The organism is Streptomyces sp. NPDC005648, assembly GCF_040605395.1.
GTDB lineage: Bacteria > Actinomycetota > Actinomycetes > Streptomycetales > Streptomycetaceae > Streptomyces.
On the sequence record NZ_JBEXCS010000051.1, the window covers coordinates 17415 to 43374 of the forward strand.

At 71.6% G+C, this 25960-nt stretch carries 16 protein-coding genes and 1 pseudogene; 11 read left to right on the plus strand and 6 right to left on the minus strand.

Annotated elements, in window-relative coordinates:
- The first annotated feature begins 126 nt into the window (after nucleotides 1-126).
- The 4 genes from ABZT17_RS26655 (at nucleotide 127) to ABZT17_RS26670 (ending at nucleotide 8042) form a co-directional block, all read left to right on the plus strand.
- Nucleotides 127-822: a GntR family transcriptional regulator gene (locus tag ABZT17_RS26655; protein ID WP_356352122.1), complete on the plus strand. Its 696-nt coding sequence runs from the start codon at nucleotides 127-129 to the stop codon at nucleotides 820-822.
- A gap of 90 nt (nucleotides 823-912) precedes the next feature.
- Nucleotides 913-2442 (plus strand): hypothetical protein, encoded by a 1530-nt coding sequence (locus tag ABZT17_RS26660; protein WP_356352123.1) that lies wholly within the window; start codon nucleotides 913-915, stop codon nucleotides 2440-2442.
- 37 nt (nucleotides 2443-2479) lie between these two features.
- Complete coding sequence (locus ABZT17_RS26665; protein WP_356352124.1) at nucleotides 2480-3370, plus strand: hypothetical protein; 891 nt, start codon at nucleotides 2480-2482, stop codon at nucleotides 3368-3370.
- Between the two features lie 37 nt (nucleotides 3371-3407).
- On the plus strand, nucleotides 3408-8042 hold the full coding sequence (locus ABZT17_RS26670; RefSeq protein WP_356352125.1) for a hypothetical protein: 4635 nt from the start codon (nucleotides 3408-3410) through the stop codon (nucleotides 8040-8042).
- A 78-nt stretch (nucleotides 8043-8120) separates the two neighbouring features.
- On the opposite strand, the gene ABZT17_RS26675 is transcribed toward ABZT17_RS26670, so the two are convergent.
- A complete protein-coding gene (locus ABZT17_RS26675; protein WP_356352194.1) occupies nucleotides 8121-8675 on the minus strand; it encodes a hypothetical protein in 555 nt (184 codons plus the stop codon).
- 420 nt (nucleotides 8676-9095) lie between these two features.
- On the opposite strand from ABZT17_RS26675, the gene ABZT17_RS26680 reads away from it, so the two are divergent.
- From ABZT17_RS26680 to ABZT17_RS26700, 5 genes are read left to right on the plus strand one after another with little or no spacing between them, the layout of a single operon-like run.
- Entirely contained in the window at nucleotides 9096-12203 is a 3108-nt protein-coding gene (locus ABZT17_RS26680) for a nitrate- and nitrite sensing domain-containing protein (protein ID WP_356352126.1), read from the plus strand.
- A complete protein-coding gene (locus ABZT17_RS26685; RefSeq protein WP_356352127.1) occupies nucleotides 12200-12637 on the plus strand; it encodes a roadblock/LC7 domain-containing protein in 438 nt (145 codons plus the stop codon). Before ABZT17_RS26680 ends, ABZT17_RS26685 begins: the two co-directional genes overlap by 4 nt.
- A 9-nt stretch (nucleotides 12638-12646) precedes the next feature.
- Nucleotides 12647-13042: a DUF742 domain-containing protein gene (locus ABZT17_RS26690; protein ID WP_356352128.1), complete on the plus strand. Its 396-nt coding sequence runs from the start codon at nucleotides 12647-12649 to the stop codon at nucleotides 13040-13042.
- 24 nt (nucleotides 13043-13066) lie between these two features.
- Nucleotides 13067-16684, plus strand: a complete 3618-nt coding sequence (locus ABZT17_RS26695) for a hydantoinase B/oxoprolinase family protein (protein ID WP_356352129.1) — start codon at nucleotides 13067-13069, stop codon at nucleotides 16682-16684.
- Nucleotides 16665-17270, plus strand: a complete 606-nt coding sequence (locus tag ABZT17_RS26700; protein WP_356352130.1) for an ATP/GTP-binding protein — start codon at nucleotides 16665-16667, stop codon at nucleotides 17268-17270. Before ABZT17_RS26695 ends, ABZT17_RS26700 begins: the two co-directional genes overlap by 20 nt.
- Nucleotides 17271-17344: 74 nt before the next feature.
- Here the strand turns inward: ABZT17_RS26700 and glpK are convergent, their stop codons facing one another.
- The 5 genes from glpK to ABZT17_RS26725 all read right to left on the minus strand — a co-directional run bounded on the left by glpK (nucleotide 17345) and on the right by ABZT17_RS26725 (nucleotide 23386).
- Nucleotides 17345-18856: a glycerol kinase GlpK gene (glpK, locus tag ABZT17_RS26705; RefSeq protein WP_356352131.1), complete on the minus strand. Its 1512-nt coding sequence runs from the start codon at nucleotides 18854-18856 to the stop codon at nucleotides 17345-17347.
- A gap of 37 nt (nucleotides 18857-18893) precedes the next feature.
- Complete coding sequence (locus tag ABZT17_RS26710; RefSeq protein ID WP_356352132.1) at nucleotides 18894-19619, minus strand: MIP/aquaporin family protein; 726 nt, start codon at nucleotides 19617-19619, stop codon at nucleotides 18894-18896.
- Nucleotides 19620-19986: 367 nt separating this feature from the next.
- Entirely contained in the window at nucleotides 19987-21612 is a 1626-nt protein-coding gene (locus ABZT17_RS26715) for a GGDEF domain-containing protein (RefSeq protein WP_356352133.1), read from the minus strand.
- 161 nt (nucleotides 21613-21773) lie between these two features.
- Nucleotides 21774-22964 carry a lipid-transfer protein gene (locus tag ABZT17_RS26720; RefSeq protein WP_356352134.1) on the minus strand — a complete coding sequence of 397 codons (1191 nt, stop codon included), beginning with the start codon at nucleotides 22962-22964 and terminating at the stop codon, nucleotides 21774-21776.
- Entirely contained in the window at nucleotides 22961-23386 is a 426-nt protein-coding gene (locus ABZT17_RS26725) for a zinc ribbon domain-containing protein (protein WP_356352196.1), read from the minus strand. The genes ABZT17_RS26720 and ABZT17_RS26725 overlap by 4 nt, the downstream gene beginning before the upstream one ends.
- A 98-nt stretch (nucleotides 23387-23484) precedes the next feature.
- Here ABZT17_RS26725 and ABZT17_RS26730 point away from each other — a divergent pair.
- Nucleotides 23485-24099 (plus strand): annotated as a pseudogene (locus ABZT17_RS26730) (M15 family metallopeptidase); the annotation flags it as partial.
- A gap of 58 nt (nucleotides 24100-24157) precedes the next feature.
- The gene (locus ABZT17_RS26735; protein WP_356352135.1) at nucleotides 24158-25756 is read left to right on the plus strand and encodes a recombinase family protein; all 1599 of its coding nucleotides are present in this window, start codon (nucleotides 24158-24160) and stop codon (nucleotides 25754-25756) included.
- Nucleotides 25757-25960: the final 204 nt, after the last annotated feature.

Consider the following 25960-nt stretch of genomic DNA (forward strand, 5'->3'; position numbering starts at 1 on the left):
TGCCGTGCGGGAGCGTTCGGCGCCGTGGTGAGCGGAGTGGCGCCGCGAGTAGCACCGTAGAGGATTGTTCAACGATCCCTCAATACCCATGTTGTTTCGTTCTGGTGACTGCGATTGAATTCCGGCATGGCAGAGCAGCTGACCTCCCTCGCCGACGACCGGGCACTCCTGGGCCGCACCAGCACGGCCGAACGGGTTTCGGACATCCTCCGCAGCCGTATCGCCGAGGGCTTCTTCCCGCCCGGCACCCGGCTGTCGGAGGACAGCATCGGTGGCGCCCTCGGGGTCTCCCGCAACACCCTGCGCGAGGCGTTCCGGCTGCTCACCCACGAGCGCCTGCTCGTCCACGAGTTGAACCGGGGCGTCTTCGTCCGGGTCCTGACCGTCGACGACGTCGAGGACATCTACCGCACCCGCGGCCTCGTCGAGTGCGCCGTCGTGCGTGGCCTCGGCGAGCCGCCCTACGGCCTCCAGGCGCTCACCGAGGCGGTCGAGGAGGGGCTGCGGGCGGCGCGCGAAGGTGACTGGAAATCGGTGGGTACCGCCAACATCCACTTCCACCGCGAACTGGTGTCCCTGGCCGGCAGCGCCCGCACCGACGAGCTGATGCGCAGTGTCTTCGCCGAACTGCGGCTGGCCTTCCACGTCGTCGACGACCCGAAGGCCCTCCACGAGCCCTACCTCGCCCGCAACCGGCAGATCCTCCAGGCGCTGCGGGCGGGGGACCGGGGCGAGGCCGAGAACCTGCTCGCGGTCTATCTGAAGGACTCGCTGGAGCGGGTCGTCGAGGTGTACCGGCGACGGGTGGGCGAGGAACCGTAGCGGATCGTCGTACTGGTGGGACAGGCGTGATGGCGGGGTGCATCTGAGTCGTTTGGGCCGTTGTCAGAGCGAGGACCTAGTCTGTGCACCGTGACTTCGCCTGCACCGACGGACCGTGTTCCGCCCCAGTTCACCGCGGGACCGCGCCCTGCCCCGGGCCCGGCCGCGGACGAGGGACTGGCGCGGCGGCTGCGCGCGCTCGCCTGTACCGCGCCGCTGCACGACCTCGACGCGCGCAAGGCCAACCTCGCGGGCGAGTACTCGGTCTACGGCATGGCGGAGGTGGCCCTCTCGGCCATCGACCTGGTCACCCTGAACATGGACTTCGACACCGGCGCCGACCACGACCAGATAGTGGCCCGCCTCATCCCCCGCATCGCCGCCCAGGCCCCGCAGCGCCCGGTCCCCGAACACGAGCGCGTGGCCCGCTGGGTCCTGGAGAACCTGATCAACGTCGGGAGCGTCGACCGGGGCTTCCGGGCGGTCTACGGCACCTTCACGACCGACGGCAGCTATGTCCGGCGCGACTACGACTTCAAGCTGATCGAGGAGGTGCCGGGCCCCGGCGGCACGGTCTACCTCCGTACGACGGACGAGGCGGTCAACGTCCTGGTCGGCGCCCTCGACACGGACGTCACCAGCGCCCAGATCGCCGCCGAGGTCAAGCTGGAGGTGCTGATCAACCGGGGCAGGCTGGCCGACGCCCAGCTCGCCGCCGAGCAGGCCCGCTACCGGACGGTGCAGTACTCGGAGACCCTCCGCCGCGCCCTGGACGCCACCCGGCGCAATGTCCGGGCGGTCGACTGGCTCAACTCCGTGCCCGACATGATCGCCGAGGCGCTCGACCACGTGGCCGACCGCTACCGCCACGAGAACGCCATCCTGACGAACATCCGCAAGGCGCGGGACGAGTCGGAGGACCCCGAGCAGAAGCGGCGCGCGGCCGAGCTCGTCGACATCGTCAAGGACTGCATCCGGCGGCACACCCAGTTGCAGTCCCGGTTGCTGGAGGCCGGACCGCTGTTCCGCGCCGAACAGGACCGCCAGGCCTTCGCCACCCCGATGACGTCCTCGGGGATCGACCTCTACGGACATCTCGTCGCGCCGATCCTCCCGCTGCCGCTGGAGGCGGCGGTCCGGGTCACGGACGCGTTCTTCGCGCGCGGGACGGGCTTCCGCACCCCGGTGTCGGTCCGGGTGACCGACCTCGTCGACATACTGCTGACGCCCCCCGTGGAGCGCGAGCATCTCGGCGCGGAGATGCCCGAGCCGGACCTGATCGCGACCCCGGACGACAGCCGGTTCAGCGAGGAGCAGCTCGCGGCGGCGAAGGAACTGCTCGACCTGCCGGCGGACGCGCCGCGCCGACTGTCGGGTCTCCTCGCCGAGGCCCGGCGCACCGGGGACCTCGATCTGCCGTATCTGGTCGCCCTGTTGGCCGTCCACGCGGCCAGCCCCGCCGTGGGGACCGCCTACCGGCAGGGCGAGGAGAAACTGCTCTTCGCCGTGGACGACGGGACCGAGCTGGACGATCCCGAGTTCGGCGGGGCCGACCTGATCGTGGGCACCGCCCTGCTGGACGCGGCGGGGATGGCGGCGGACCGGACGGAAGCGGCATGAGCGAGCGACGACCTGACTTCGACAAGGAGCCCGAGCAGTGACCGAGCACATCGAGTGGAGTGAGACGGAGGCCCCCGCGCCGTCGGCCCCCAGTGCCGTCACCCCCGCGGACGCCGCCGACGCGGCGCGGCTCGTCGCCTTCGGACTGCAGCCCAGACTGCAGCCGGCCCGCGACCAGGAGTACACCGAGCTGCTGCGGCGGTACCGGGAGGACGGGGCCTTCGCGCGTCTCGCGGACGCCGTGGCCGCCGGGCTCGGCCTCGTGGTCCTGGAGGTGTCCCCGCGCGCGGGGATGGCCGTGACCGCCGCCGAGGACTCCGTGTTCGCGGTGCGGATGGGGGACTACGCGCGTCGTACCTCGGCCGACGGAGGGGACCGGTTCCTGCACGGGCTGGCCCATCTCGCCGTGGCCGCCATGGCGTTCCCGCGGCCCGAGGACCTCGCCGACGACGGGTACATCGGGCGGGTGACCGTCAACGGCGTCGACGCGTTCGTACGGCAGGCCTGCCGGCGGCTGGAGGAACGCGCAGAGGAACAGGGCGAGAACACCGACCCGGCGACCGAGGCGCCCGGCCTGGAGGCCGCCTGGCGGATCTGGGCCAGACGCAGCGCCGCCGGTGCCACCAAGGACGCGCGCAGACTCGCCGGTTCCACCACCGGGATCGTCGGCAAGGCCGTCGCCTTCCTCACCGACTCCGGGTTCCTGCAACGCACCGGCGACGACAACGGCGGCACCTACCGCACCACCGCCCGCTACCAGCTCCAGGTGCGGGACATGGCGGGCAGCGCCGCGATGGCCGAGCTGCTGGAGCTGGGCGTCGTCCCGGTGACCGACGGCACCCCCACACTGCTGCCGCCCCAGGACACCGACGACCTGGAGCTGGCGGCCGACGCCGGGCTGCCGTTCCACGCCTCGTCGCACTCCTGAACCTCCCCGACCTGCCGAAGACTTACGAGAGTCCGCCATGTACGAGCTGTCCCGGGTCCGTCTCTACTCCATCGGCCCCGCCGGCGCGCGCTACGCCGACACCGTGCTCGACCTGCGCGGTGTGGGCGAGCCCGTGCCCGACCCCGCGCCCACCCAGGCGGAGTTCTTCGAGGAGGACCCCGTCGGCCCGCCGCGCCGCCCCGCGCCTGCCGGAGTGCTCTTCCTGGAGAACGGCGGCGGCAAGTCGGTCCTGCTCAAGCTGATCTTCTCGGTGATGCTGCCGGGCCACCGCAACACCCTGGGCGGCGCCAGCTCCGGCGTGCTGCGCAAGTTCCTGCTCGCCGACGACTGCGGGCATGTCGCCCTGGAGTGGCAGCACACGCTGACCGGCGAGTGCGTCGTCGTCGGCAAGGTGAGCGAGTGGCGCGGCCGTCAGGTCTCCAACGACCCGCGGAAGTTCGCCGAGGCCTGGTACTCGTTCCGGCCGGGCCCCGGACTCTCCCTGGACAACCTGCCGGTCGCCGAGGCCACGTCCATGCGACCGCCCGCCGAAGGCCAGTCCGGCGCGCAGGGCCGCCGCCGCACCATGAAGGGCTTCCGGGACGCCATCACCGACGCGGGCAAGGCGTACCCGCACCTGGAGGTGCACTGGGAGGAGATCCACGACCGCTGGATCGAGCACCTGGGCGACCTCGGACTCGACCCCGAACTCTTCCGCTACCAGCGGGAGATGAACGCCGACGAGGGCGAGGCCGCCGGCCTCTTCGCGGTCAAGAAGGACTCCGACTTCACCGACCTGCTGCTGCGCGCCGTCACCGACACCCGGGACACCGACGGGCTCGCCGACCTGGTCAGCGGCTTCGGCAACAAGCTGGGGCGACGGGCCGAACTGATCGCCGAACGGGACTTCACCGCAGGGTCGGTGGACCTGCTGGGGCGCATCGTCGAGGCCGCCGAGACGCGCGCACGCGCCCGTGACATCCACGCCGGAGCCGAGCGCCGCACCCGCACCCTGGCCCGTCGGCTGTCGGCACGGGGCGCACGGGAGCGGGTGCGCGCCGCCGACCTCGCCCAGCGGGTCACCGCCGCCGCGTACGCGGTCACGCACTCGGAGGCGGCCCGGGAGCGCAGCGCGCTGATCGCCGCCGAACTCGCCTACCGCAACGCCTCGCTGGCACTCGCCGTCGCCGAGAAGTCGGCCGCCGGGCAGAAGCGCGAGCTCGCCGACGCGCGCACCCTGCACTCCGCCTGGCAGGCCGCCGAGGCCGTGCTGCGCCACCGTGCCGCCGCCGACCGTGTCGCCCGCGTGGCCGCCGCCATCCAGGAGGCCGAACGGGACGCGGCCCCCGCGCTCGCCGCCCGCGCCAAGGCCGCCGTGGACCTTGTACGGGCCCTGCATTCGGCCGCCGGGAGCGCCGAAGCCCTCGCCAACGAGGAGGAGGAGCGCTCCGCCGCCCTCCAGGAGGTCGGCGAGGCCGCCCACCGGGACTCGACCGCCGCCGCCACGGAGGCGCAGCGCGCCCGCAGCGAGATCGGGCATCTGCGCCAGCGCCTCACCGAGGTCGAGCAGGAGACCGCCGAGGCGGTCCGGGCGGGCTGGCTCGACGACAGCGCGCCCGACGCCGACCCCGCCCGCGCCGCCCTCGCGGCCAGCGACGCCGAGAAGACGGCCGTGGCGGCCTGGGACACGGCCCGCGAAGCCTCCCGCAAGGCCACCGAACACGCGCGTGAGGCGACCTCCGCCGAATCCCGCGCCGAACTGACCGCGGCCCGCGCGGCCGACACGGCCACGGCGACCCGGCGCTCGTACGAGGCCGAGCGACGCCTCGCCGAGGGGCTGGCCGCCGAGGAACGCCTGGCGGAGCTGCTCAGCCTGTCCGGGAGCGCGTCCGGGCGCCCCTCGGTGCCACAGCCACGCCAGGAATCAGAGACCGACGAGCCCGCCCTCACCCCCGAGGACCTCGACCGCTTCGCCGACGAACTGCGCGAGCTGCTGGAGGACTCCGTCTCCTCCGCCGAACGGCACCTGTTCGACCTGCGCACGGCGGCCGCGGACGACTCCCGCATCCTCGGCGCGCTCGGCGACGGGGGACTGCTCCCGCCCGGGCCCGACGTGCTGGCCACGGTGGAGTTCCTGGGCGAGCACGGCATCCCGGCGCTGCCCGGCTGGCGCTACCTCGCCCAGGCCGTCGACCCCGCCGACCACGCGCGGGTGCTGGCCGCCCGCCCCGAGCTGGTCGACGGCGTGATCATCACCGACCCCGACACGCACGCCCGGGCCCGGGACGCGCTCGCCGACGCGGCCCTGCTGCCGCGGTCCGCCGTGGCCGTCGGCACCGCGGCCGCCCTGCTCGCACCGACACCGGCCGACGAGTCCCCCGACGGCCGCTCCTCGGACGTGTTCCTCGTACCGCCGAACCCGGCCATGCACGACGAGCGCGCCGCCGACGAGGAACGGCAGGCGCTGCGCGCGCGGGCCACCGAGCGGGACGAGGAGATCCGCACGCTCGCCGCGCGCCTCGGCAAGGACCGCGAGCTGGCGGCCCGGCTCGCCTCCTGGCGCACCGGCTGCCCGGCGGGACGGCTCGTCGAACTGGCGCAGGCCGCGCACGACGCGGCCGCCTTCGCCGAGGAGGCCGAGGCCGAGCTGGCCGAGGCGCGCACCGTGCGGGCGGAGGCCGACGAGGCGGCCTCGGAAGCCGCACAGGTGCGGGACGAGCGGCAGGAGGCCGCGCAGAAGGCCCGGCGGGCCGCCGACGCCCTCGCCGGACTCGCCTTCCGGCTGCGCGAGCGCGCCGGCTGGCAGGTGAAGCTGCGCGAACTGGCCGACGACGGCGCCGAGTCCGAGGCCCGCGCCCAGGCCTGTCTGGAGCGCGCCCGCGCCGCCGACGAGGACCGGCGCGCCGCCCAGCGGGCCGCCGACGACGCCCGCCGCACCGCCCGCGCGCTGCGTGCCGAGCGGTCCGAGATCGCCGGCGCCCCCGACGACGTACCGGAGGACGACGCCGCGGCCCCCAAGTCGTCGCTGCCCGCCCTCCGCGAGGCCTATCGGGCCGCCTCTCAGGTCTACGAGAAGGTCGGCGTCGGTGCCGACCTGCGCGCCGAGCAGGCCCGGGCGGAGAGCGACGAGAGCGCCGCCCTCGCGGAGCTGGACCGGCTCAGCAACAAGGTCCGCACCCGAGCGGAGCAGCTCCTGTTGTCGCCGGACGGCTCCGACGGACCGTCACGGCAGGCCGCCGCCACCCGCGCGGAGGAGCTGGTGCAGCTCCTGGAGACCCGGATGTCGACCGCGAGCGAGCAGCTGGGCCGGCTGCGCGGCGAGGCCGAGCGACACGCGCCCGAGGACGGCGAGGCGCACACCGAGCTGCCCGAGGAACTCCAGCCGCGCGACGCCGAGCACGCCCAGGCCCTGCTGCGCACCGCGACGGCCGAACTGGCCTCCCGCACCGAGGCCTTGGCCCAGGCCCGGGAGGCGCACGCGGAACTTCTCGACGCCCACCGCGCCGCGGAGGACGCGGCCGGCGGCTTCGACGAGATCGCCGCGATGCTGCGCGACCTGCTGCGCGAGCACGTCCTCGACGAGGACCAGGAGGAGCCGGAGCCCTACCCGGGCACCCTGGAGGAGGCCCGCCACGGGGCGGCCGAGACCCGCCGCTCGCTGCGTGGATGCGCCGCCGACCTGTCGTCCGCCGAGTCCGCGGTCCGTGAGGCGAGCGATGTCCTCGTCCGGCACGCCAACTCCACCCGCTACGAGCAGGTCCGCACCCCGGCGCGCCAGCAGATCCGCGAACTGCCCGCCTCCGCCCTGCCCGAGCACGCCCAGAAGTGGGCGGACGCCTTCGCGCCCCGACTGCGCGTCCTCACCGACGAGTTGGCTCAATTGGAGCGCAACCGCGACTCGATCGTCGACCGGCTGCGCGGGCTCGTCGAGTCGGCCCTGGCGACCCTGCGGTCCGCGCAGCGGCTGTCGCGGCTGCCCGAGGGGCTCGGCGAGTGGTCCGGGCAGGAGTTCCTGCGGATCCGCTTCGAGGAACCCGACCAGGCCACCCTCACCGAGCGGCTCGGCGAGGTCATCGACGAGGCGACCCGGGCCGCCGTGAAGAAGAACTCCGACCTGCGGCGCGATGGCATGTCCCTGCTGCTGCGGGGGGTGGGCGCCGCGCTGCAGCCCAAGGGTGTCGCCGTCGAGATCCTCAAGCCGGACGCCGTACTGCGCGCCGAGCGTGTGCCCGTCGGGCAGATGGGCGATGTGTTCTCCGGCGGCCAGCTGCTCACCGCCGCCATCGCCCTGTACTGCACGATGGCCGCGCTGCGCTCCAACGACCGGGGCCGCGACAAGCACCGGCATGCCGGCACGCTGTTCCTGGACAACCCCATCGGCCGCGCGAACGCCACGTATCTGCTGGAGCTGCAGCGGGCCGTGTCCGACGCGCTGGGTGTCCAACTCCTCTACACCACGGGCCTGTTCGACACGACGGCGCTCGCGGAGTTCCCCCTCGTCATCCGACTGCGCAACGACGCCGACCTGCGGGCGGGACTGAAGTACATCAGCGTCGAGGAACACCTCAGGCCCGGACTGCCCGAGCAGGCCCCGGCGGGCGAGGGCGAGGCGGTGCGCAGCGAGATCACGGCGACGCGGATGTTCAAGAGGCCTGCACCGGCGGCCGGTTGAACAGCACGGCTATCACGCTCCTGACGCGTGGGGAGGCCGCGGGCACCTCCGCCCGCGCCTCCTCCCCGTCGTCCGTGCTCAGGAGTGAGACAGCTGTCCGCTACCGCCCCGCCGGCGTATCCGCTCCTGCGCCCGCTCGGTGGCCTTTGTCTGACGCCGGGCCCGCCGCCGCTCGCGCCGCAGCGCGCGGGCGGTGCTGCTCGGGGTCGACACCACGCCGTTGCGCTGGTTCCACACCTGGCGGGTGACCCAGACGTCCAGGGCGCCCCAGGTGGCCACCACCGTGCTCACCACACTGCTGATGACCATCGGGAAGGCCAGCCAGGATCCGGCCATGGTGCACAGGAAGGCCACCATCGCCTGGAGCAGTGTCACCGCGATGATGATCACCGCCCGCACCGCGGCCGTACGCACCGGATCGGGCATCCGGCGCCGCCGCGCGGGCTCCTCGACCCACAGCGGACGGTAGGACGCCCGGGTCCGGGCCGCGCCGTCGTCCCGGACGAGTCCACGTATGTCGGCTCCGGCCGTGTCCGCCGGAATGTCGTGATCCGGCGCCTCACCGCTCTGCCGCACCGTCAGTTGCGCCACCGCGCTGTCCCCGGGCGCTTCGCGCCGCTCCGCCGTGCCCATCACCGTGTCACTCCCCACCGCCGGCAGACCGCCTGTCCCGTGCCCCACGGCACGACTCCCCTGTGGCTGCCCGGCTTGCGCTGTTTTACGCCGCCCAGTTGCGGGATGCGGCTCCTGTGGCCGATTCCGCCCCCATCTCCTGTGGAGAAAGACGAACAGCGCATCATGAAGATTCCCGAGCGACGAAAAATTTCGGCCAAGTGACCAGGTGGCCCTGCCTCCTGAGTTCCCATGACCTCCGGGGTAAACCGGGAGGCAATCTCCCCCAATGACGGGACAACTCCCCATGTCTCGCCGCCCGCGCGGAAGTTCGCCCTCCGGACCGCTCTTCGAGTTACCAGTGTGTCGGTAGTAGGCTCGCGCAAGTTTGTTGACGTACATGTGTGCCCCCGGTCGCCGGGGGTCGAGCTGGGGGAGGCCATGCGCTTTCGCGGGAAGTCGATCCGCCGGAAGATCGTGGCGCTGCTTCTCGTGCCGCTGGTTTCCTTGACCGCGATCTGGGGCTTCGCCACGGTACTCACCGGCCGTGAGGCGGAACAGCTGTTCAATGTGTCGGACGTGGTGGAGAAGATCGCCTATCCGATCGAGGACACCGTCCGAGTGGTGCAGCAGGAGCGCCGCCAGTCACTCGTGTATCTCGCCGATCCCCGGGCCGCCGACGGGCTCGCCGACCTCAGGCGCAGCACCGCGGCCACCGACAAGGCGGTTGCCGAGATCCGGAAGAACTCCCGGAACCCGGACGTCCGCGACGCCATGGGCCAGGACACGGCCGAGCGGCTGAGCACGGTGCTGGACGCCTTCGAGGGCATCAGCTCACTGCGCCGCAGCGTGCAGGACGGAACCGTCGATCGAGCCCAGGCCCTCGACCTCTACGACCGCCTGATCGACCCGTGCTACGTCCTGCTGACCAACCTCCATGTCGTCGACAACGTCGAGATGGACAAGCAGTACCGCGCGCTGGTCAACCTCGCCCGCGCCCGCGAACTGCTCTCCCGCGAGGACGCCCTCCTCGGGTCCTCCCTGATCGTCGGCAAACTCTCGCGCGACGAGATCCGTGATGTCAGCGACCTCGTCGCCCAGCGCGGCATGATGTACGACATCAGCCTCCAACTGCTGCCCGCCTCGGAGCAGGACCGCTACGAGCAGTTCTGGAAGAACGCCGCGACCGCCCCCCTGAGGGTGGCCGAGCAGTCCGCCGTCTCCTCCAGCGGCTCGACCGAGGTCACCGCCAAGAGCTGGGACACCGCCGCCGGGAACGTCCTCGACGAGCTCGCCACCCTCAACGACCAGGCGAGCGACCGCTACCAGGACCGGGTCCGCCCGGTCGCCATCAACGTCATCGCCAAGGCCGCCGTCGCCGGCGTCCTGGGTCTGCTGGCGCTGCTGTTCTCGCTCTTCCTGTCCGTACGCATCGGCCGCGGCCTCATCCGCGACCTGCGGCAGCTGCGCCTGGAGGCCCATGAGGCCTCCGGGGTCCGGCTGCCCAGCGTGATGCGGCGGCTGTCGGCCGGCGAGCAGGTCGACGTGGAGACCGAGGTCCCGCGCCTCGAATACGACAAGAACGAGATCGGCGAGGTCGGCCAGGCCCTCAACACCCTGCAGCGCGCCGCCGTCGAGGCCGCCGTCAAACAGGCCGAACTGCGGGCCGGTGTCTCCGAGGTCTTCGTCAACCTCGCCCGCCGCAGCCAGGTCCTGCTGCACAAGCAGCTCACCCTCCTCGACACGATGGAGCGCCGCACCGAGGACACCGACGAGCTCGCCGACCTGTTCCGCCTCGACCATCTGACCACCCGTATGCGGCGCCACGCCGAGGGCCTGGTGATCCTCTCCGGCGCCGCCCCCTCCCGGCAGTGGCGCAAGCCCGTCCAGCTGATGGACGTCGTACGGGCCGCCGTCGCCGAGGTCGAGGACTACGAGCGCATCGAGGTCCGGCGGCTGCCCCGGGTCGCCGTCACCGGCCCGGCCGTCGCGGACCTCACGCATCTGGTGGCCGAACTCCTGGAGAACGCCACGGTGTTCTCCCCGCCGCACACCGCCGTGCAGGTGCTGGGGGAGCGGGTCGCCAACGGCTTCACCCTGGAGATCCACGACCGTGGCCTCGGCATGGCCGCGGACGCGCTCCTGGACGCCAACCTCCGGCTCGCCGAGACACCCGAGTTCGAGCTGTCCGACACCGACCGGCTCGGGCTGTTCGTGGTCAGCCGGCTCGCCCAGCGGCAGAACGTGCGAGTCTCCCTCCAGCCGTCCCCGTACGGCGGCACCACGGCGGTCGTGTTCATCCCCGACGCGCTGCTGACCGACGACATCCCCGACACCAACGGCATCGGCTTCCGCCTCGACCGGCCCCATCCCTCGAAGGAGGCAGAGCTGGAGGAGAGCCGGCGGGGCGAACTGTCGCGGGTGCCGGCGCAGCTGCCGAGTCTGCCGGGCTCGCTGCTGGACGGACCGGTGGAGCTGGAGGCCCCGGTCGATCTCGACGCGATCGAGGACTTCCCGGGCGCGCTCGACGAGGACGACGAGCGCGGCGGTATCTTCCGCCCCCGCCGCTCCATCGCCCTCGCCGAGGACGAGCCCGCCGACCGGATCGGCGGCCCGTTCCCGTACAGCGCGGACGGCCACGAGACGGCCCATGACAGCGCGCACGACCCTCGGAACGCGCCTCTCCCGCTGCCCCGCCGCGGCGCCCCCAAGCTCGTCAGCTCCCACGGGCGCCCGGTCACCGAGCAGCGGCCACGGCGTGAGGAGTCGCAGGACGAGCCGACGCCCGGCACGAGCGACCGACCCGAGACGCGATCCGCTCCGGTGCTGCCCTCCCGCCGGCGCGAGGAGCTCCTGGCCGGAGAGGGGCCGGGACGCACGGGCGCGGAGGCCGCACCCCCTCTGCCGAGCCGCCGTCGCGGCGCCTCCCCACTGCACCCGGGCGTACCGGGCGGCCTCACGGAGGGCTCGGGAGGAACCGACGGCTTCACCGAGGGCTCGGGCAGCCGCGGGGCCTTCGCGGAGGGTTCCGGGGGGTCGGGCGGCTTCACCGGAGGCTCGGACAGTCGCGGAGCCTTCGCGGAGGGTTCCGCGGGGACGGGCTTCACCGAGGGCTCGGGCGGGTCCGGTGGTTTCGCGGCGGGTTCGGCGAGCGCGGCTCCCCACGGTGGTTCCGGCCTCGGTGGGAACGCGCAGGCCCCCGGCCTGTCCACACCCCCCGCCCTCCCCACGCGCGCGCGCCCTCCGGCGGCACCGGGCAGCGGGGACGGCGCCCGGCGCGCAGGCCCCGCTCCGCTCACGACAGGCGCCGACGCCGGCCCGCTGCCCCGGCGGGTGCGCCAGGCCAACCTGGCCCCGCAGCTGAAACAGACCACCGCGCGGCGCACGGAGGACCGTACGGAGTCCGTGGAACGGGACGCCGACGAGGTACGCAGCCGTATGGCCTCGCTCCAGCGCGGCTGGCAGCGCGGCCGCGAGGAGAACGCCGCGGGCGACACCGCCCACAGCGGCACAGCACCACAAGGAACGACTAAGGGGGACGGTCGATGACCGCACCGAAGGCGACCGGCCACAACGCGACCGACAACTCCGGGGGGCTCAGCTGGCTCCTGGACGAGCTGGTGGACCGCGTCGCGAGCATCCGCAAGGCTCTCGTGCTCTCCGGCGACGGTCTGGCGACCGGCGTGTCCAAGGACCTGAGCCGGGAGGACAGCGAGCACCTCGCCGCCGTGGCCTCCGGCTTCCACAGCCTCGCCAAGGGCGTGGGGCGCCACTTCGAGGCCGGCAATGTCCGCCAGACCATCGTCGAGCTCGACGAGGCCTTCCTGTTCGTGACCGCCGCCGGCGACGGCAGCTGCCTCGCCGTCCTCTCTGACGCCGATGCCGACATCGGCCAGGTGGCGTACGAGATGACGCTCCTCGTCAAGCGCGTCGGCGCGCATCTGGGCACCGCTCCGCGCACCGATCTGCCCGCAGGCGGGTAGTGGAATGTCATGAGCGCTGACGGTCAGGGAAGAAGTCACTGGTTCGACGACGAGGCCGGTCCGGTCGTCCGCCCGTACGCGATGACGCGCGGTCGCACGAGCAGTCCGGGCCAGCACCGCCTCGACCTGATCGCGGTGGTCGTCACGGAACCGCAGGCGGACGATCCGGACGCCGACGCGACGCTGTCCCCGGAACATGTGGACATCGTCGACCTGTGCCGTGACGCTCCGCAGTCCGTCGCCGAGCTCGCCGCCGGACTCGACCTGCCCATCGGTGTGGTCCGGGTCCTCGTAGGCGACCTCGTGGACGGTGAATTCGTCCACGTCAACCGGCCGATCCCCCCTGCCGAGCTGGTGGACGAGAGTATTCTGCGCGACGTGATCAACGGCCTCCGGGCGCTGTGAGCGGCGCGGAAGCGGGGTACTGACGTGACAGGCTGGCAGTTCTGGGTCGACCGGGGCGGTACGTTCACCGACATCGTCGCGCGGCGCCCGGACGGCCGCCTGCTCACCCACAAACTCCTGTCGGACAATCCGGCACGCTACGCCGACGCGGCCGTCGCGGGCGTACGCGAACTGCTCGGCGACGCCCGGGACCCCGTCGAGGCCGTCCGGATGGGGACGACGGTCGCCACCAACGCCCTGCTGGAACGCAAGGGCGAACGCACCCTGCTCGTCGTCACCCGCGGCTTCCGCGACGCCCTGCGCATCGCCTACCAGAACCGCCCGCACATCTTCGCCCGCCGTATCGAACTCCCCGAGCTCCTGCACGAGCGCGTGGTCGAGGTCGACGAACGCATCGCCGCCGACGGCACCGTGCTGCGCGCCCCCGACCTGGACTCCCTCGCCGGGCCGCTCCAGGAGGCGTATGACGCCGGGATCCGCGCCGTCGCCGTCGTCTGTCTGCACAGCCATCTGCACCCCGCCCACGAACAGGCCGTGGGGGAGCTGGCCGCCCGCGTCGGCTTCCCGCAGATCTCGCTGTCCAGCGAGGTCAGCCCACTGATGAAGCTCGTCCCGCGCGGGGACACCGCTGTCGTCGACGCCTACCTGTCGCCGGTGCTGCGCCGCTACGTCCGCCAGGTCGCCGACGAACTCGAAGGTGTGCGGCTGCTGTTCATGCAGTCCAACGGGGGCCTCACCGAGGCCGGGCAGTTCCGCGGCAAGGACGCCATTCTCTCCGGGCCGGCGGGAGGCATCGTCGGCATGGCGCGGATGTCGCAGCTGGCCGGTTTCGACCGGGTCATCGGCTTCGACATGGGCGGCACCTCCACCGATGTCTCGCACTTCGCCGGTGAGTACGAGCGGGTCTTCACCACGCAGATCGCCGGTGTCCGGCTGCGTGCCCCGATGCTGGACATCCACACCGTCGCGGCCGGAGGCGGCTCGGTCCTCCATTTCGACGGCTCCCGCTACCGTGTGGGGCCGGACTCGGCGGGCGCGGACCCGGGGCCCGCCTGCTACCGCGGTGGCGGTCCGCTCGCCGTCACCGACGCCAACGTCATGCTCGGCCGCATCCAACCCGCCCACTTCCCCAAGGTGTTCGGACCCGACGGCGACGAGCCCCTCGACGAGGATCTCGTCCGCGACCGCTTCGCCGCCCTCGCGCGTGAGATCGGCGAGCGCACCGGCGACGACCGCACGCCCGAGCAGGTCGCCGAGGGCTACCTGCAGATCGCCGTCGCCAACATCGCCAACGCCGTCAAGCGGATCTCCGTCCAGAAAGGCCACGACGTCACCCGCTACGCCCTCACCACCTTCGGCGGCGCGGGCGGCCAGCACGCGTGCATGGTCGCCGACTCCCTCGGCATCCGCACGGTCCTCGTCCCGCCCATGGCCGGCGTCCTGTCCGCACTCGGCATCGGCCTCGCCGACACCACCGCCATGCGCGAGCAGTCCGTGGAGGCGCCCCTGGCGGCGGCCTCCATGCCCGCCGTCCGCAAGACCGCGGACGACCTCGAAGGAGCGGCCCGCGCCGAACTCCTCGCGGAGGACGTCCCCGAGGACCGCATCCACGTCACCCGCCGGGCCCAGCTGCGCTACGACGGCACCGACACCACCCTCACCGTCGAGCTGACCGAGCCCGACACGATGCGTCACTCCTTCGAAGAACGTCATCGCGCCACGTACTCCTTCACGCTCGACCGCCCGATCGTCGTCGAAGCCCTCTCCGTGGAAGCCACCGGCATCACCGAACCCCCCGATCTCTCCGCCCTCGCCCCGTACGAAGGCAACCCCGCCACGACCGCCGCCGTCCGCCTCCACACCGGCGGCACCTGGCGCGACGTACCCCTCCACCGCCGCGAGGACCTCCCTCCCGGCGAGACCGTCACCGGCCCCGCGATCATCACGGAGGCCAGTGCGACGACCGTCGTCGACGACGGCTGGCGGGCCGTGGCCCGAGACGACGGGCATCTGGTCATGGAACGTGCGGCGATTACGGAGAGTTCCCATCTCGGCACGGAAGCCGACCCGGTTCTGCTTGAGGTCTTCAACAACCTCTTCATGTCGATCGCCGAGCAGATGGGCGCCCGGCTGGAGTCCACGGCCCAGTCCGTCAACATCAAGGAGCGCCTGGACTTCTCCTGCGCCCTCTTCGACCCCGACGGGAACCTGGTGGCCAACGCCCCCCACATCCCGGTCCACCTGGGGTCCATGGGCACCAGCGTCAAAGAGGTCGTCCACCGCCGCGGCCCCGCGATGCGCCCCGGCGACACCTACGCCGTCAACGATCCCTATCACGGCGGCACCCACCTGCCGGACGTCACGGTGATCACCCCCGTCTTCGACACACAGGGTGACCGGATCCTCTTCTACGTCGCCTCCCGCGGCCACCACGCCGAGATCGGCGGCATCGCCCCGGGCTCCATGCCCGCGAACAGTCGCACCATCGAGGAGGAGGGCGTCCTCTTCGACAACTGGCTCCTCGCCGAGGCGGGCCGCTTCCGCGAGGAGGAGACCCTGCGTCTGCTCACCGAGGCGCCCTACCCCTCCCGCAACCCGAAGACCAACCTCGCCGACCTGCGCGCCCAGATCGCCGCCAACCAGAAGGGCGTCGACGAGGTCGCCCGCATGATCGAGAACTTCGGCCTCGACGTCGTCCAGGCGTACATGCGGCACGTCCAGGACAACGCCGAGGAAGCGGTACGCCGGGTCATCGACGCCCTGGACGACGGCGAGTACGCCTACGAGACCGACTCCGGCGCCGTCATCCGCGTACGCGTGCGCGTGGACCGCGAGAACCGGTCCGCCACCGTCGACTTCACGGGCACCTCGCCCCAGCTGGCCGGCAACTTCAACGCCCCCTTCGCGGTCGTCAACGCGGCCGTCCTGTATGTCTTCCGCACCCTCGTCGCCGACGACATCCCGCTCAACGACGGCTGTCTGCGCCCCCTGGACATCGTCGTGCCGCCCGGCTCGATGCTCTCGCCCGAGCCGCCGTCCGCCGTCGTCGCGGGCAACGTGGAGACCTCCCAGGCCATCACCGGCGCCCTCTACGCGGCGCTCGGCGTGCAGGCCGAGGGCTCCGGCACCATGAACAACGTCACCTTCGGCAACGAACGCCACCAGTACTACGAGACCGTCGCCTCCGGGTCCGGCGCGGGCGACGGCTTCCCCGGCGCGCCCGTCGTGCAGACCCATATGACCAACTCCCGGCTCACCGACCCCGAGGTCCTGGAGTGGCGGCTGCCGGTCCAGCTCGACGAGTTCGCCGTCCGGCGGGGGAGCGGCGGTGCCGGGCGGTGGCGGGGCGGGGACGGAGCGGTGCGCCGTATCCGCTTCCACGAGCCCATGACGGTCTCCACGCTGTCCCAGCACCGCAGGGTCCCGCCGTACGGCATGGCGGAAGGTGCACCCGGCGCGCTGGGTGCCAGCCGGGTGGAGCACGCGGACGGCACGGTCACCCCCCTCGCCGGAAGCGACGTCGCCGACGTCGGTCCCGGCGACGTACTCGTCATCGAAACCCCTGGTGGCGGCGGCTACGGTCCGCCACCTCACCGTCCCCATCAAGCAGGAGAAGAGATCGATGATCTTCGGGCGTTCTGAGCGCGGGAAGCCTCCGGTCGAGCCCGTCACGCTCAAGATCCTGGTGGCCGGCGGCTTCGGCGTCGGCAAGACCACACTCGTCGGCGCGGTCAGCGAGATCAGGCCGCTGCGCACCGAGGAACTGCTCACCGAGGCGGGCCGTCCGGTCGACGACACGAGCGGCGTGGAGGGCAAGCACACCACCACCGTGGCCATGGACTTCGGCCGCATCACGCTCCGCGAGGACCTCGTCCTGTATCTGTTCGGCACCCCCGGACAGGAACGGTTCTGGTTCATGTGGGACGAGCTCTCCGAGGGCGCCCTCGGAGCCGTGGTACTCGCCGACACCCGCCGGCTGGAGGACAGCTTCGCCGCCGTCGACTACTTCGAGCGGCGCTCCATACCCTTCGTCGTGGGCGTCAACTGCTTCGAGGGAGCGGCCCGCTATCCGGTCGAGGACGTCCGGCGCGCCCTCGACCTCGACGACGACGTCCCGATGGTCCTGGGCGACGCCCGCGACCGGGAGTCCGTCAAGCAGATCCTCATCGGCGTGGTGCGGCACGCGATGGCGCATGCGGCGGAGCGCCGCGAGACCGTCGGCACCTGAGACAGGCAGGGCGTACGGCCCGTACCCCCGCCGACCGGGGTACGGGCCGCGCTCACGGGCACACGCGCGCGTGCCTAGTTGTCGCCGTCCTCCTCCCAGCCGAAGCTCTTCTCCACGGCCTTGCGCCAGTTGTGGTACTCACGGTCCCGTACCGACGACTCCATGGAGGGCGTCCACTCGACGTCCTTCTGCCAGTGGGACTTCAGCTCGTCGAGGTCGTTCCACACGCCCGTGGCGAGCCCGGCGGCGTACGCGGCGCCGAGACACGTCGTCTCGGAGACCTTCGGCCGGACCACCGGGACATCCAGCACATCGGCCTGGTGCTGCATGAGCAGGTTGTTCTTGGTCATGCCGCCGTCCACCTTGAGGGTGGTGATGTGCACCCCGGAGTCCTGGTACATGGCGTCCACGACTTCGCGGGTCTGCCAGCTCGTCGCCTCCAGCACGGCACGGGCGAGGTGGGCCTTGGTGACGTAGCGGGTCAGACCGGTGACGACACCGCGTGCGTCGGAGCGCCAGTAGGGCGCGAACAGGCCGGAGAACGCGGGCACAATGTACGCGCCGCCGTTGTCCTCGACACTCGCCGCGAGCGGCTCGATCTCGTCGGCGCTGCGGATGATGCCGAGCTGGTCGCGGAACCACTGGACGAGCGCGCCCGTGATCGCGATGGACCCCTCCAGACAGTAGACCGGCGCCTCGCTCCCGATCTTGTAGCCCATCGTCGTCAGCAGCCCGCTCTTCGACGGCACCGGCCGGTCGCCCGTGTTGAGCAGCAGGAAGGAGCCCGTGCCGTAGGTGTTCTTCGCGGTGCCGACGTCATAGCAGGCCTGTCCGAAGACGGCCGCCTGCTGGTCGCCGAGCGCCGAGGCGACCGGTACGCCGGCGAGCTGGCCGACCGCGGTGCCGTAGACCTCGGCCGAGGACCTGATCTCGGGCAGGAGGGACTCGGGGACGTTCATCGCGGAGAGGATGGACTGGTCCCACTGGAGGGTCTCCAGGTTCATCAGCATGGTGCGGCCGGCGTTGGTCACGTCGGTGACGTGCTGCCCGCCGTCGGTGCCGCCCGTGAGGTTCCAGATGAGCCAGGAGTCCATGGTGCCGAAGGCGAGCTCGCCGTTCTCGGCGCGTGCCCTCAGGCCCGGCACGTTGTCGAGCAGCCAGGCCGCCTTGGGGCCGGAGAAGTAGGTGGCCAGCGGCAGCCCGGTCTGCTCACGGAACCGGTCCTGCCCGTCCGGGCCCCCGAGCTGGTTGACGAGGCCCGCGGTGCGCGTGTCCTGCCACACGATCGCGTTGTGCACGGGTTTCCCGGTGGCCCGGTCCCACAGGAGGGTGGTCTCGCGCTGGTTGGTGATGCCGAGCGCGCTGAGCTGGTCGGCACGCAGTCCGGCCTTGGCGATCGCACCGGCGACCACCGCCTGCACCTTGGACCAGATCTCGGTGGCGTCGTGTTCCACCCATCCCGGCTTCGGGAAGATCTGGCGGTGCTCACGCTGGTCGACGGCGACGATCGCGCCGTCCTGGTTGAAGACGATGCAGCGGCTGGAAGTGGTGCCCTGGTCGATAGCGGCGACGAACTTGTCCGTCATGACGTCCCCTTCGTCGTTCCTTCGGAGCCTGCCCGAATCAGAAGGCTGCTTTGAAGATGAGCCCGGAGAGCACCCCGCCGATCAGCGGTCCCACTACCGGGATCCACGAATAACTCCAGTCAGAGGTCCCCTTGTTGGGGATGGGGAGGAGACTGTGGACGATGCGGGGGCCCAGGTCACGGGCCGGGTTGATGGCGTAGCCGGTTGGCCCGCCGAGGGACAGACCGATGCCGACCACCAGGAATGCGACGATCAGGACCGTCGTACCGGACTGGCCGAGTCCCTTCGTCAGACCGAAGGCCAGAATCGGCAGTACCAGTCCTATGGTAGCGATGATCTCGGTGATGAGGTTGGCCACCGGATTCCGGATCGCCGGCGCCGTCGAGAAGATGCCGAGCGTCGGCTGTGCGATCTCGTCCTCCGCGTTGGCCTGGAACTGCGCGAAGTAGACCAGCCAGCACAGGACCGCGCCGAGCATCGCGCCGACCATCTGACCAGCGATGTAGAGCGGGACCTTGTCCCACTTGCCCGTGTCGATGGCGATACCGATCGTCACCGCCGGATTGAGCTGTCCGCCGGACAGCGGAGCGGCCGTATAGGCCCCGGCCAGTACGCCGAAGCCCCAGCCGAAGGCGATGACGACCCAGCCGGCGTCCTTCGCCTTGGAGTAGTTCAGTACGACGGCGGCGACCACACCGGCGCCGAAGAGAATCAGGATCGCTGTGCCGATGACCTCACCGACGAAGATGTCTCCATTGCTCATGGCGGCTCCTAGGCCCTGGCCCGGGGCATTCGTCCCCGGTCCTCCGTGCAGGGTGCGTTTCCCATGGCTACTTCAGCCGAAGGCAGGGAAGATCCCGCGCCCCGCCCGGCGTCCGTGACGAGCGTGCCCGTCGGAGCCGAATCGCCCGTGGGGGAATGGGCCTGTTCTTCAGGCGGGGCCCGCGCGGCGTGTGCCTGGATACACCGTGTTTGTACGGCGATGTCGACCGACACCGGAAGTGTTCCCCGGCACCCACAGAGCGTCAAGCTCGCGGACGGCAACGGTGACAAGGGCCGATACGTTCCTTCGGGCACGCACGGCCGACGACGCCAGTACCGTCGGCTCCGACCCGGCCCCGTTTCCGGGCTCAGCCCGCCTGCGCCGGCGCGGCCTGAACACCGCGCAGGACCTCGTGCCCGGGCAGCCCGGCCCGGCCCAGCACCCAGCTCGTTCCCTGCAGCGCCTTCGCGGCCTTCTTCAGCGGCGCCAGACAGGCGGCGGCCTGACGGTGGTCCGCCACGCTGCCGGGCAGACACACGACCGTGGCCAGCGACAACGTGACCGGCCGGCCGCCCGCAGACCAGAGCGTGTCGAGCATGGTCGCCGCCACCGGATCAAGCCACTCCGGATCGGCCAGTACGAGGAAGTCGTCCCCGCCGATATGGCCCACTCGGGTGCCGCCGGACGCCGCGCCCTGCAGCGCCCGTCCCACGGACCGGATCAGCTCGTCGCCCGCGGCGAACCCGGCCCCGTCGTTGACCTGCTTGAAGTGGTCCACATCCAGCCAGCTCAACGCGAACGCGCGCCCTTCGGCGATACACCGGTCCACCTCCGCGGTGATCGCGTCCGAGCCGGGCAGCCGCGTCAGCGGATTGAGCCCGGCCGCCTCCTCGACGCGGCTCTCCGCCAGCGCACGCACCAGGTCGGCGAGGCGCACCACGCCCACGCACCGCCCGTGCCGGTCCACCACGGCCACATCGTCCGACGTGCGGTCCCGGCTGCCTACGGCCACCACGTCCAGGACCTCCCACGCGGTGGCGTCGGCGCCCACGACACGCGGCGGATCGCCCAGCTTCGCCGCGGGCCGGTCGGCGTACAGGGCATGGCCGTAGCGCCCCGACATCGCCAGCAGGAAGCGCGAGCGGTGCACCGACCGGACCGGGACCCCATGGGCGTCCACCAGCACGACGCCCGACACCTCGGGCGACCCGGTCAGCAGCGCCCGCACCTGACCCGCGGAGGCGGTGACGGGCAGCAGCGCGGCAGGCCGCACGAACTGCCGTACGGACGGACCCGACCGCGGCGGCGCCGTGTCACCGGGGGAGCGGGGCGGAACGTATACGTCAGCCGCGGGCAGCCGGGCCGGTGGCGCGAACAGCGCCCCCTGGGCCAGTTGCGCCCCAGCCGACACCGCGGCCGCGCACTGCCGCTCGGTCTCCACACCCTCGACGGACAAAAGCGCGCCCAGCTGCTCGCACAGCGTCCGCATCGCCCGCACCGCGGCCGGCCGGGACAGTAGCGAGGCATCGAGTTTCACCAGGTCGGGCGCGAGATCGGTGAGCAGCCGCAGCGGTACGTCCCCGTCCCCGACGCCGTCCGCGCTGATCCGGAAGCCCTGGGCCCGCAGCCCGCCCACCGCCTCCAGCAGCGCCCGCTGCGGCACATGTGTGTACGGCGGCCCGACATCGACGGTCACCTCCCACGGCAGCCGCCCCGCCCCCCGTACGGCGTCGTGCAGCGGTGTGAGACCGCCGAGGTCGGCGAGGGTGCCCGCGAACACGTTGACGTGCAGCGGCAGCAACGTCTCCCTGCGGGCCGCCGCCCGGACCGCCAGCACCGCCAGCCGGCCGTCCAGCTCGGGATCCCGGCGGGCCTCGGCGAGGATGTCCCCGGTCTCCGGGCGGGCGAGTATCTCCAGCGCCACGACCCCTCCGGTGGTCAGGTTGACCACCGGCTGGAAGGCGAAGCGGAGAGTATCCGTCCAGGAGCGCACGCGAGCATGATGACGCTCCCGGCGCGCGCCCAGGCGCAGTTCATAAGACGTTCACGCAGCATTCCGGGGCGATCACGCAGCGTACGGGAAAGGGCTTGCGGCCCGGAGACGGCGGGAAGGACCGCACGCCGTCGCGACGCTCGCCCGCACCCACCCGCCGCTCACCGCGCGGCGATCACCGCCGAACCGTGCCCGAACAGACCCTGGTTGGCTGTGATCCCCACTCGCGCCCCCGGAACCTGCCGGTCACCCGCCTCGTGCCGCAACTGCCATGTCAGCTCGCAGACCTGGGCGATCGCCTGTGCCGGGACCGCCTCGCCGAAGGACGCCAGCCCGCCGCTCACATTGACCGGTATGCGCCCTCCGAGGCCTGTCGCGCCCTCTCTGAGGAGCTTGGCGGCCTCGCCCTGCGCGCACAGCCCCAGATCCTCGTACCACTGCAACTCCAGCGCCGTGGACAGGTCGTAGACCTCCGCGAGGGAGAGGTCCTCGGGTCCCACACCCGCCTCCTCATAGGCGGCGCGTGCGATCGACGCCCGGAACGTCTGGGCGGCCGGCTCCACCGCCACCGCGGAGTCCGTCGCGATGTCGGGCAGATCGAGCACGGTGTTCGGATAACTCGGCGTCACCGTCGACACCGCCCTGATCCGCACGGGCCGCTCCGCCCCGTGCCGACGCGCGAACTCCATGCTGGACAGCACGAGGGCCGCCCCGCCGTCCGAGGTCGCGCAGATGTCGAGCAGCCGCAAGGGATCGGCGACCACCGCGGAGGCGGCGACCTCCTCGGCGGTGACCTTCTTGCGGTAGCGCGCGTTCGGGTTCAGCGCGCCCAGAGCCGCGTTCTTCACCTTGACCTGCGCGAAGTCCTCCGGGGTGTCCCCGTGCACGGCCATGCGACGGCGGGCGTACAGCCCGAAGTACGTCGGATTGGTCGCCCCCAGGACGCGGAAGCGCAGCCAGTCGGGGTCGTCGGGCCGGTCACCGCCCGCGGGGCGGAAGAACCCCTTCGGCGCCGCGTCGGCACCCACCACCAGCACCACTTCGGCGAGTCCGGCGAGGATCTGCGCCCGCGCGGTGTTGACGGCCTGCGCCCCGGACGCGCACGCCGCGTACACGCTCGCCACCCGCGCCCCCTGCCAGCCCAGCGCCTTGGCGAAGGTCGCGCCGGCCACATGGCCCGGGTAGCCGCCACGCACCGTGCCCGCGCCGACGACCGATCCGATGGCACGCCACTCCAGGCCGGCGTCGGCGAGCGCGGCGCGGGCCGCCACGACGCCGTACTCGACGAAGGAGCGCCCCCACTTGCCCCACGGATGCATCCCCGCGCCGAGCACCGCCACCTCGTCCGTCATGCCCCCACCCCCGTAGGCCTCCACTGCCAGGTCGTCCAGGTCGTCTCCGGGTCCTCGTGCAGCACGCCGGGAACGACCTCCACCTCCATGCCCACCGTCAGATCGGCGACGGTGACCCCGGGAGCCGCCTGCCCGAGCACCACGAGCCGCTCGGGTTCCAGCTCCACAGCGATCAACGTGTACGGCTCCCACGGAAGTTCCGGATCGCTCACATAGGGTGACGGCGGCCGGTACCGGCTGTCCGTGTACGACCAGACCCGCCCGCGCCGGGAGAGCGGCACCTCCTCCAGACTCCCGCCGGCGCAGCGGGGATTGCGGCAGTGGATGTCCTCGCGGGGAAAGAACACCGAGGCGCATGCCGCGCAGCGGGTGCCGAGGAGCGTGAAGCCCTCCCCGTCGCCGGTGAACCATCCGTCGACCACGGGCGTGCGTGTACGAGACAAAGCCCCTCCCTGGCATACGATCTGACGGAACGTCAGAAGTGTGTCACGGGCATCCGGAATTGGGCAGGGCAGGGGACATGACACGACTCACCCGCGCACTACGCGGTCTGATCACCGCCCTCGCCGCCCTGCTGGCCGTGACCGCCGCCTCGGCCACCGCCCGGGCCGACGGCGAGCCCAAGGCGCCGGACGACTTCGTGGCGCTGAGAACGGTGGACCCGACGATCATCCAGGAGATGCGCTACTTCACCGTGCACAACTTCGTCGGCGAACGCATCGACGGCTACGAACAGCCGATCTGCATCCTCACCCGGCCCGCCGCCGAAGCCCTCCACAAGGCCCAGTCGAAGCTGTTGCGTGAGGGCTACACGCTCAAGGTCTACGACTGCTACCGGCCCCAGCGTGCCGTGAACCACTTCGTCCGCTGGGCCGAGGACCTCGACGACCAGGCCATGAAGGGCGAGTTCTACCCGAACGTCGACAAGACCCGCCTCTTCGAGGACGGGTACATCGCGGAGAAATCCGGCCACAGCCGCGGCTCCACGACGGACCTCACGATCGTGCGGCTCCCCGCGAAGCCGACCCGCCCCTACCACCGCGGCGAGCCGCTCGTGCCCTGCTACGCGCCCAAGGACCAGCGCTTCCCCGACAACTCCGTCGACATGGGCACCGGCTTCGACTGCTTCGACACCTAGATAACACCCACACTCCGGGGCATGATGAACCCGCGGCCCCGGAAGGAGGAACCGAGTGCTCCTGATCCCGCAACAGCCCTGCCTGTACTGCCGCCTGTCGTACGCCCCTGACGGCTCCCTGGAGAAGGTCGAGCGCCAGGAGGAGGACGGACGAGCCGCTGGTGCACGCCTCGGCTGGCCCGACTTCTGCTGCGTCTACGTCGACAACAGCCGTAGCGCCTGGCAGCGTAACCGCAAGCGGCCCGACTGGGACCGCATGCTCCTCACCCTGGACCGAGATAGCGGCAAGCTCATCCCGTCTGACCCGAAGGCGAACCACCACCACGACGGGATCATGACCTACCACGGTGACCGGCTCATCCGGCAGCCGTACGACCTCGAGCTGCTCCTCAATATCGCCGACACCAGACACATGCCGCTGGCCTCCGTCTCCGGAGTCCGAGACCTCAGCAGCTCGGACGACCGCTTCGTCCTGCGGATCGAGGCCGCCCAGGCCTGCCGGGAAGTCGACCATCTGTCCCGCCGCCGCCGGCGCGGCTACAAGGCTGACGTCACGAAGCGCGGCAAGAGCCAGCAGGGCGGGAGACGCCCCTACGGGTGGGGCGTCCCTACCGGCCGCATGAAAGCCCGGCGTGACCCGGAAACTGGCGAGGAGCGCCTGGTCGAGGTCCTCGACAACAACAAGCCGGTGAAGGAAGAGACCGCCCATCTGGCCGAGGCCGCGCGGCGACTCATCGCGGTACCGAACATGGCCGCTGTGCTGCGCTACATGAACTCCGTCTCCACGACGACAGAGGGAAATCCCTGGAGTTCGCGGGTTTTGTGGTCCGCGCTCACCTCTCCCCGGATTGCCGGTCTCATCGAGCACGAGGGCGTCCTGCACGCGGCCGTCTGGGACCCGGTCATCTCCGAAGAGCAGCGGCAGGCCCTGATTGCACTGCACGACCAACGACGCACCGAATCACCGAACCCCGGGCCAGCGCGCGTGCACCTGCTGCCGGGAGCGCTGAAGTGTGGGCGGTGCGGGGGAACGTCGTGGCGCAGCAAGCCGATGGGCGGCAAGGGCAGGAACACGAAGCCGGGATACAACGCCTACCGGGTCTACTACTGCAAGATGTGCAACATCGCACGGAACGTGGAGCACCTCGACGCCTACGTGACCGGCCGCACGCTGAAGGTGCTGCACTCGGCGCGGTTCCTGCGCGAGCTCCAGAGCGCGGCCGTAGAAGGCGTCCCTGCGATCGCCACGGAAATCACGGCGCTGGAGACCCGGCAGAGGCAGACGAAGAAGCAACTCGAAGAGCTCGCTGACCATCCCGAGGTCGACCCGGCTCTCGCGCTGCTCTCACTGGCTTCATTCGACAAGAAGATCGCTGAGCTGCGGGACAGGCTGAAGCTGACATCCCGACAGAGGCTGCTCACTCGTATGGCCGGCATCGGCAAAGAGGCCTGGGAGGCTGAGCCGGTTGACGTACGGCACGAGGTAGTAGCCGCTCTGTTCGAGATCGAGGTCTTGCCCAGCACCCGGCGTGGCCCTGGTTTCGATCCGGACAGTGTGAGACTGACCCGGAAATCACTCAGGGACACGCCGGACGGTCCTCTACAGACAGAGACACAGCCTCAGATCCAGCAGACTGCGGACGTCGACGCATAGATCGGGGAGCGGTGGCTGGGAGCCTGATCCGGTCGCCGTCGGGGCCGGTGCGGAGGACCCAGAAGGGGGCGACGCACTCGATGCGGGGGATGACCCTGTGCAGCTGGGAGTCGGGCTGCCAGGGGACTGCTCACCCGTGGGGCTCAGGGTGACCGACGGCTGCGCGTAGGCGGGTTCCGTGGCCGATGCGGCATATTCACCCCC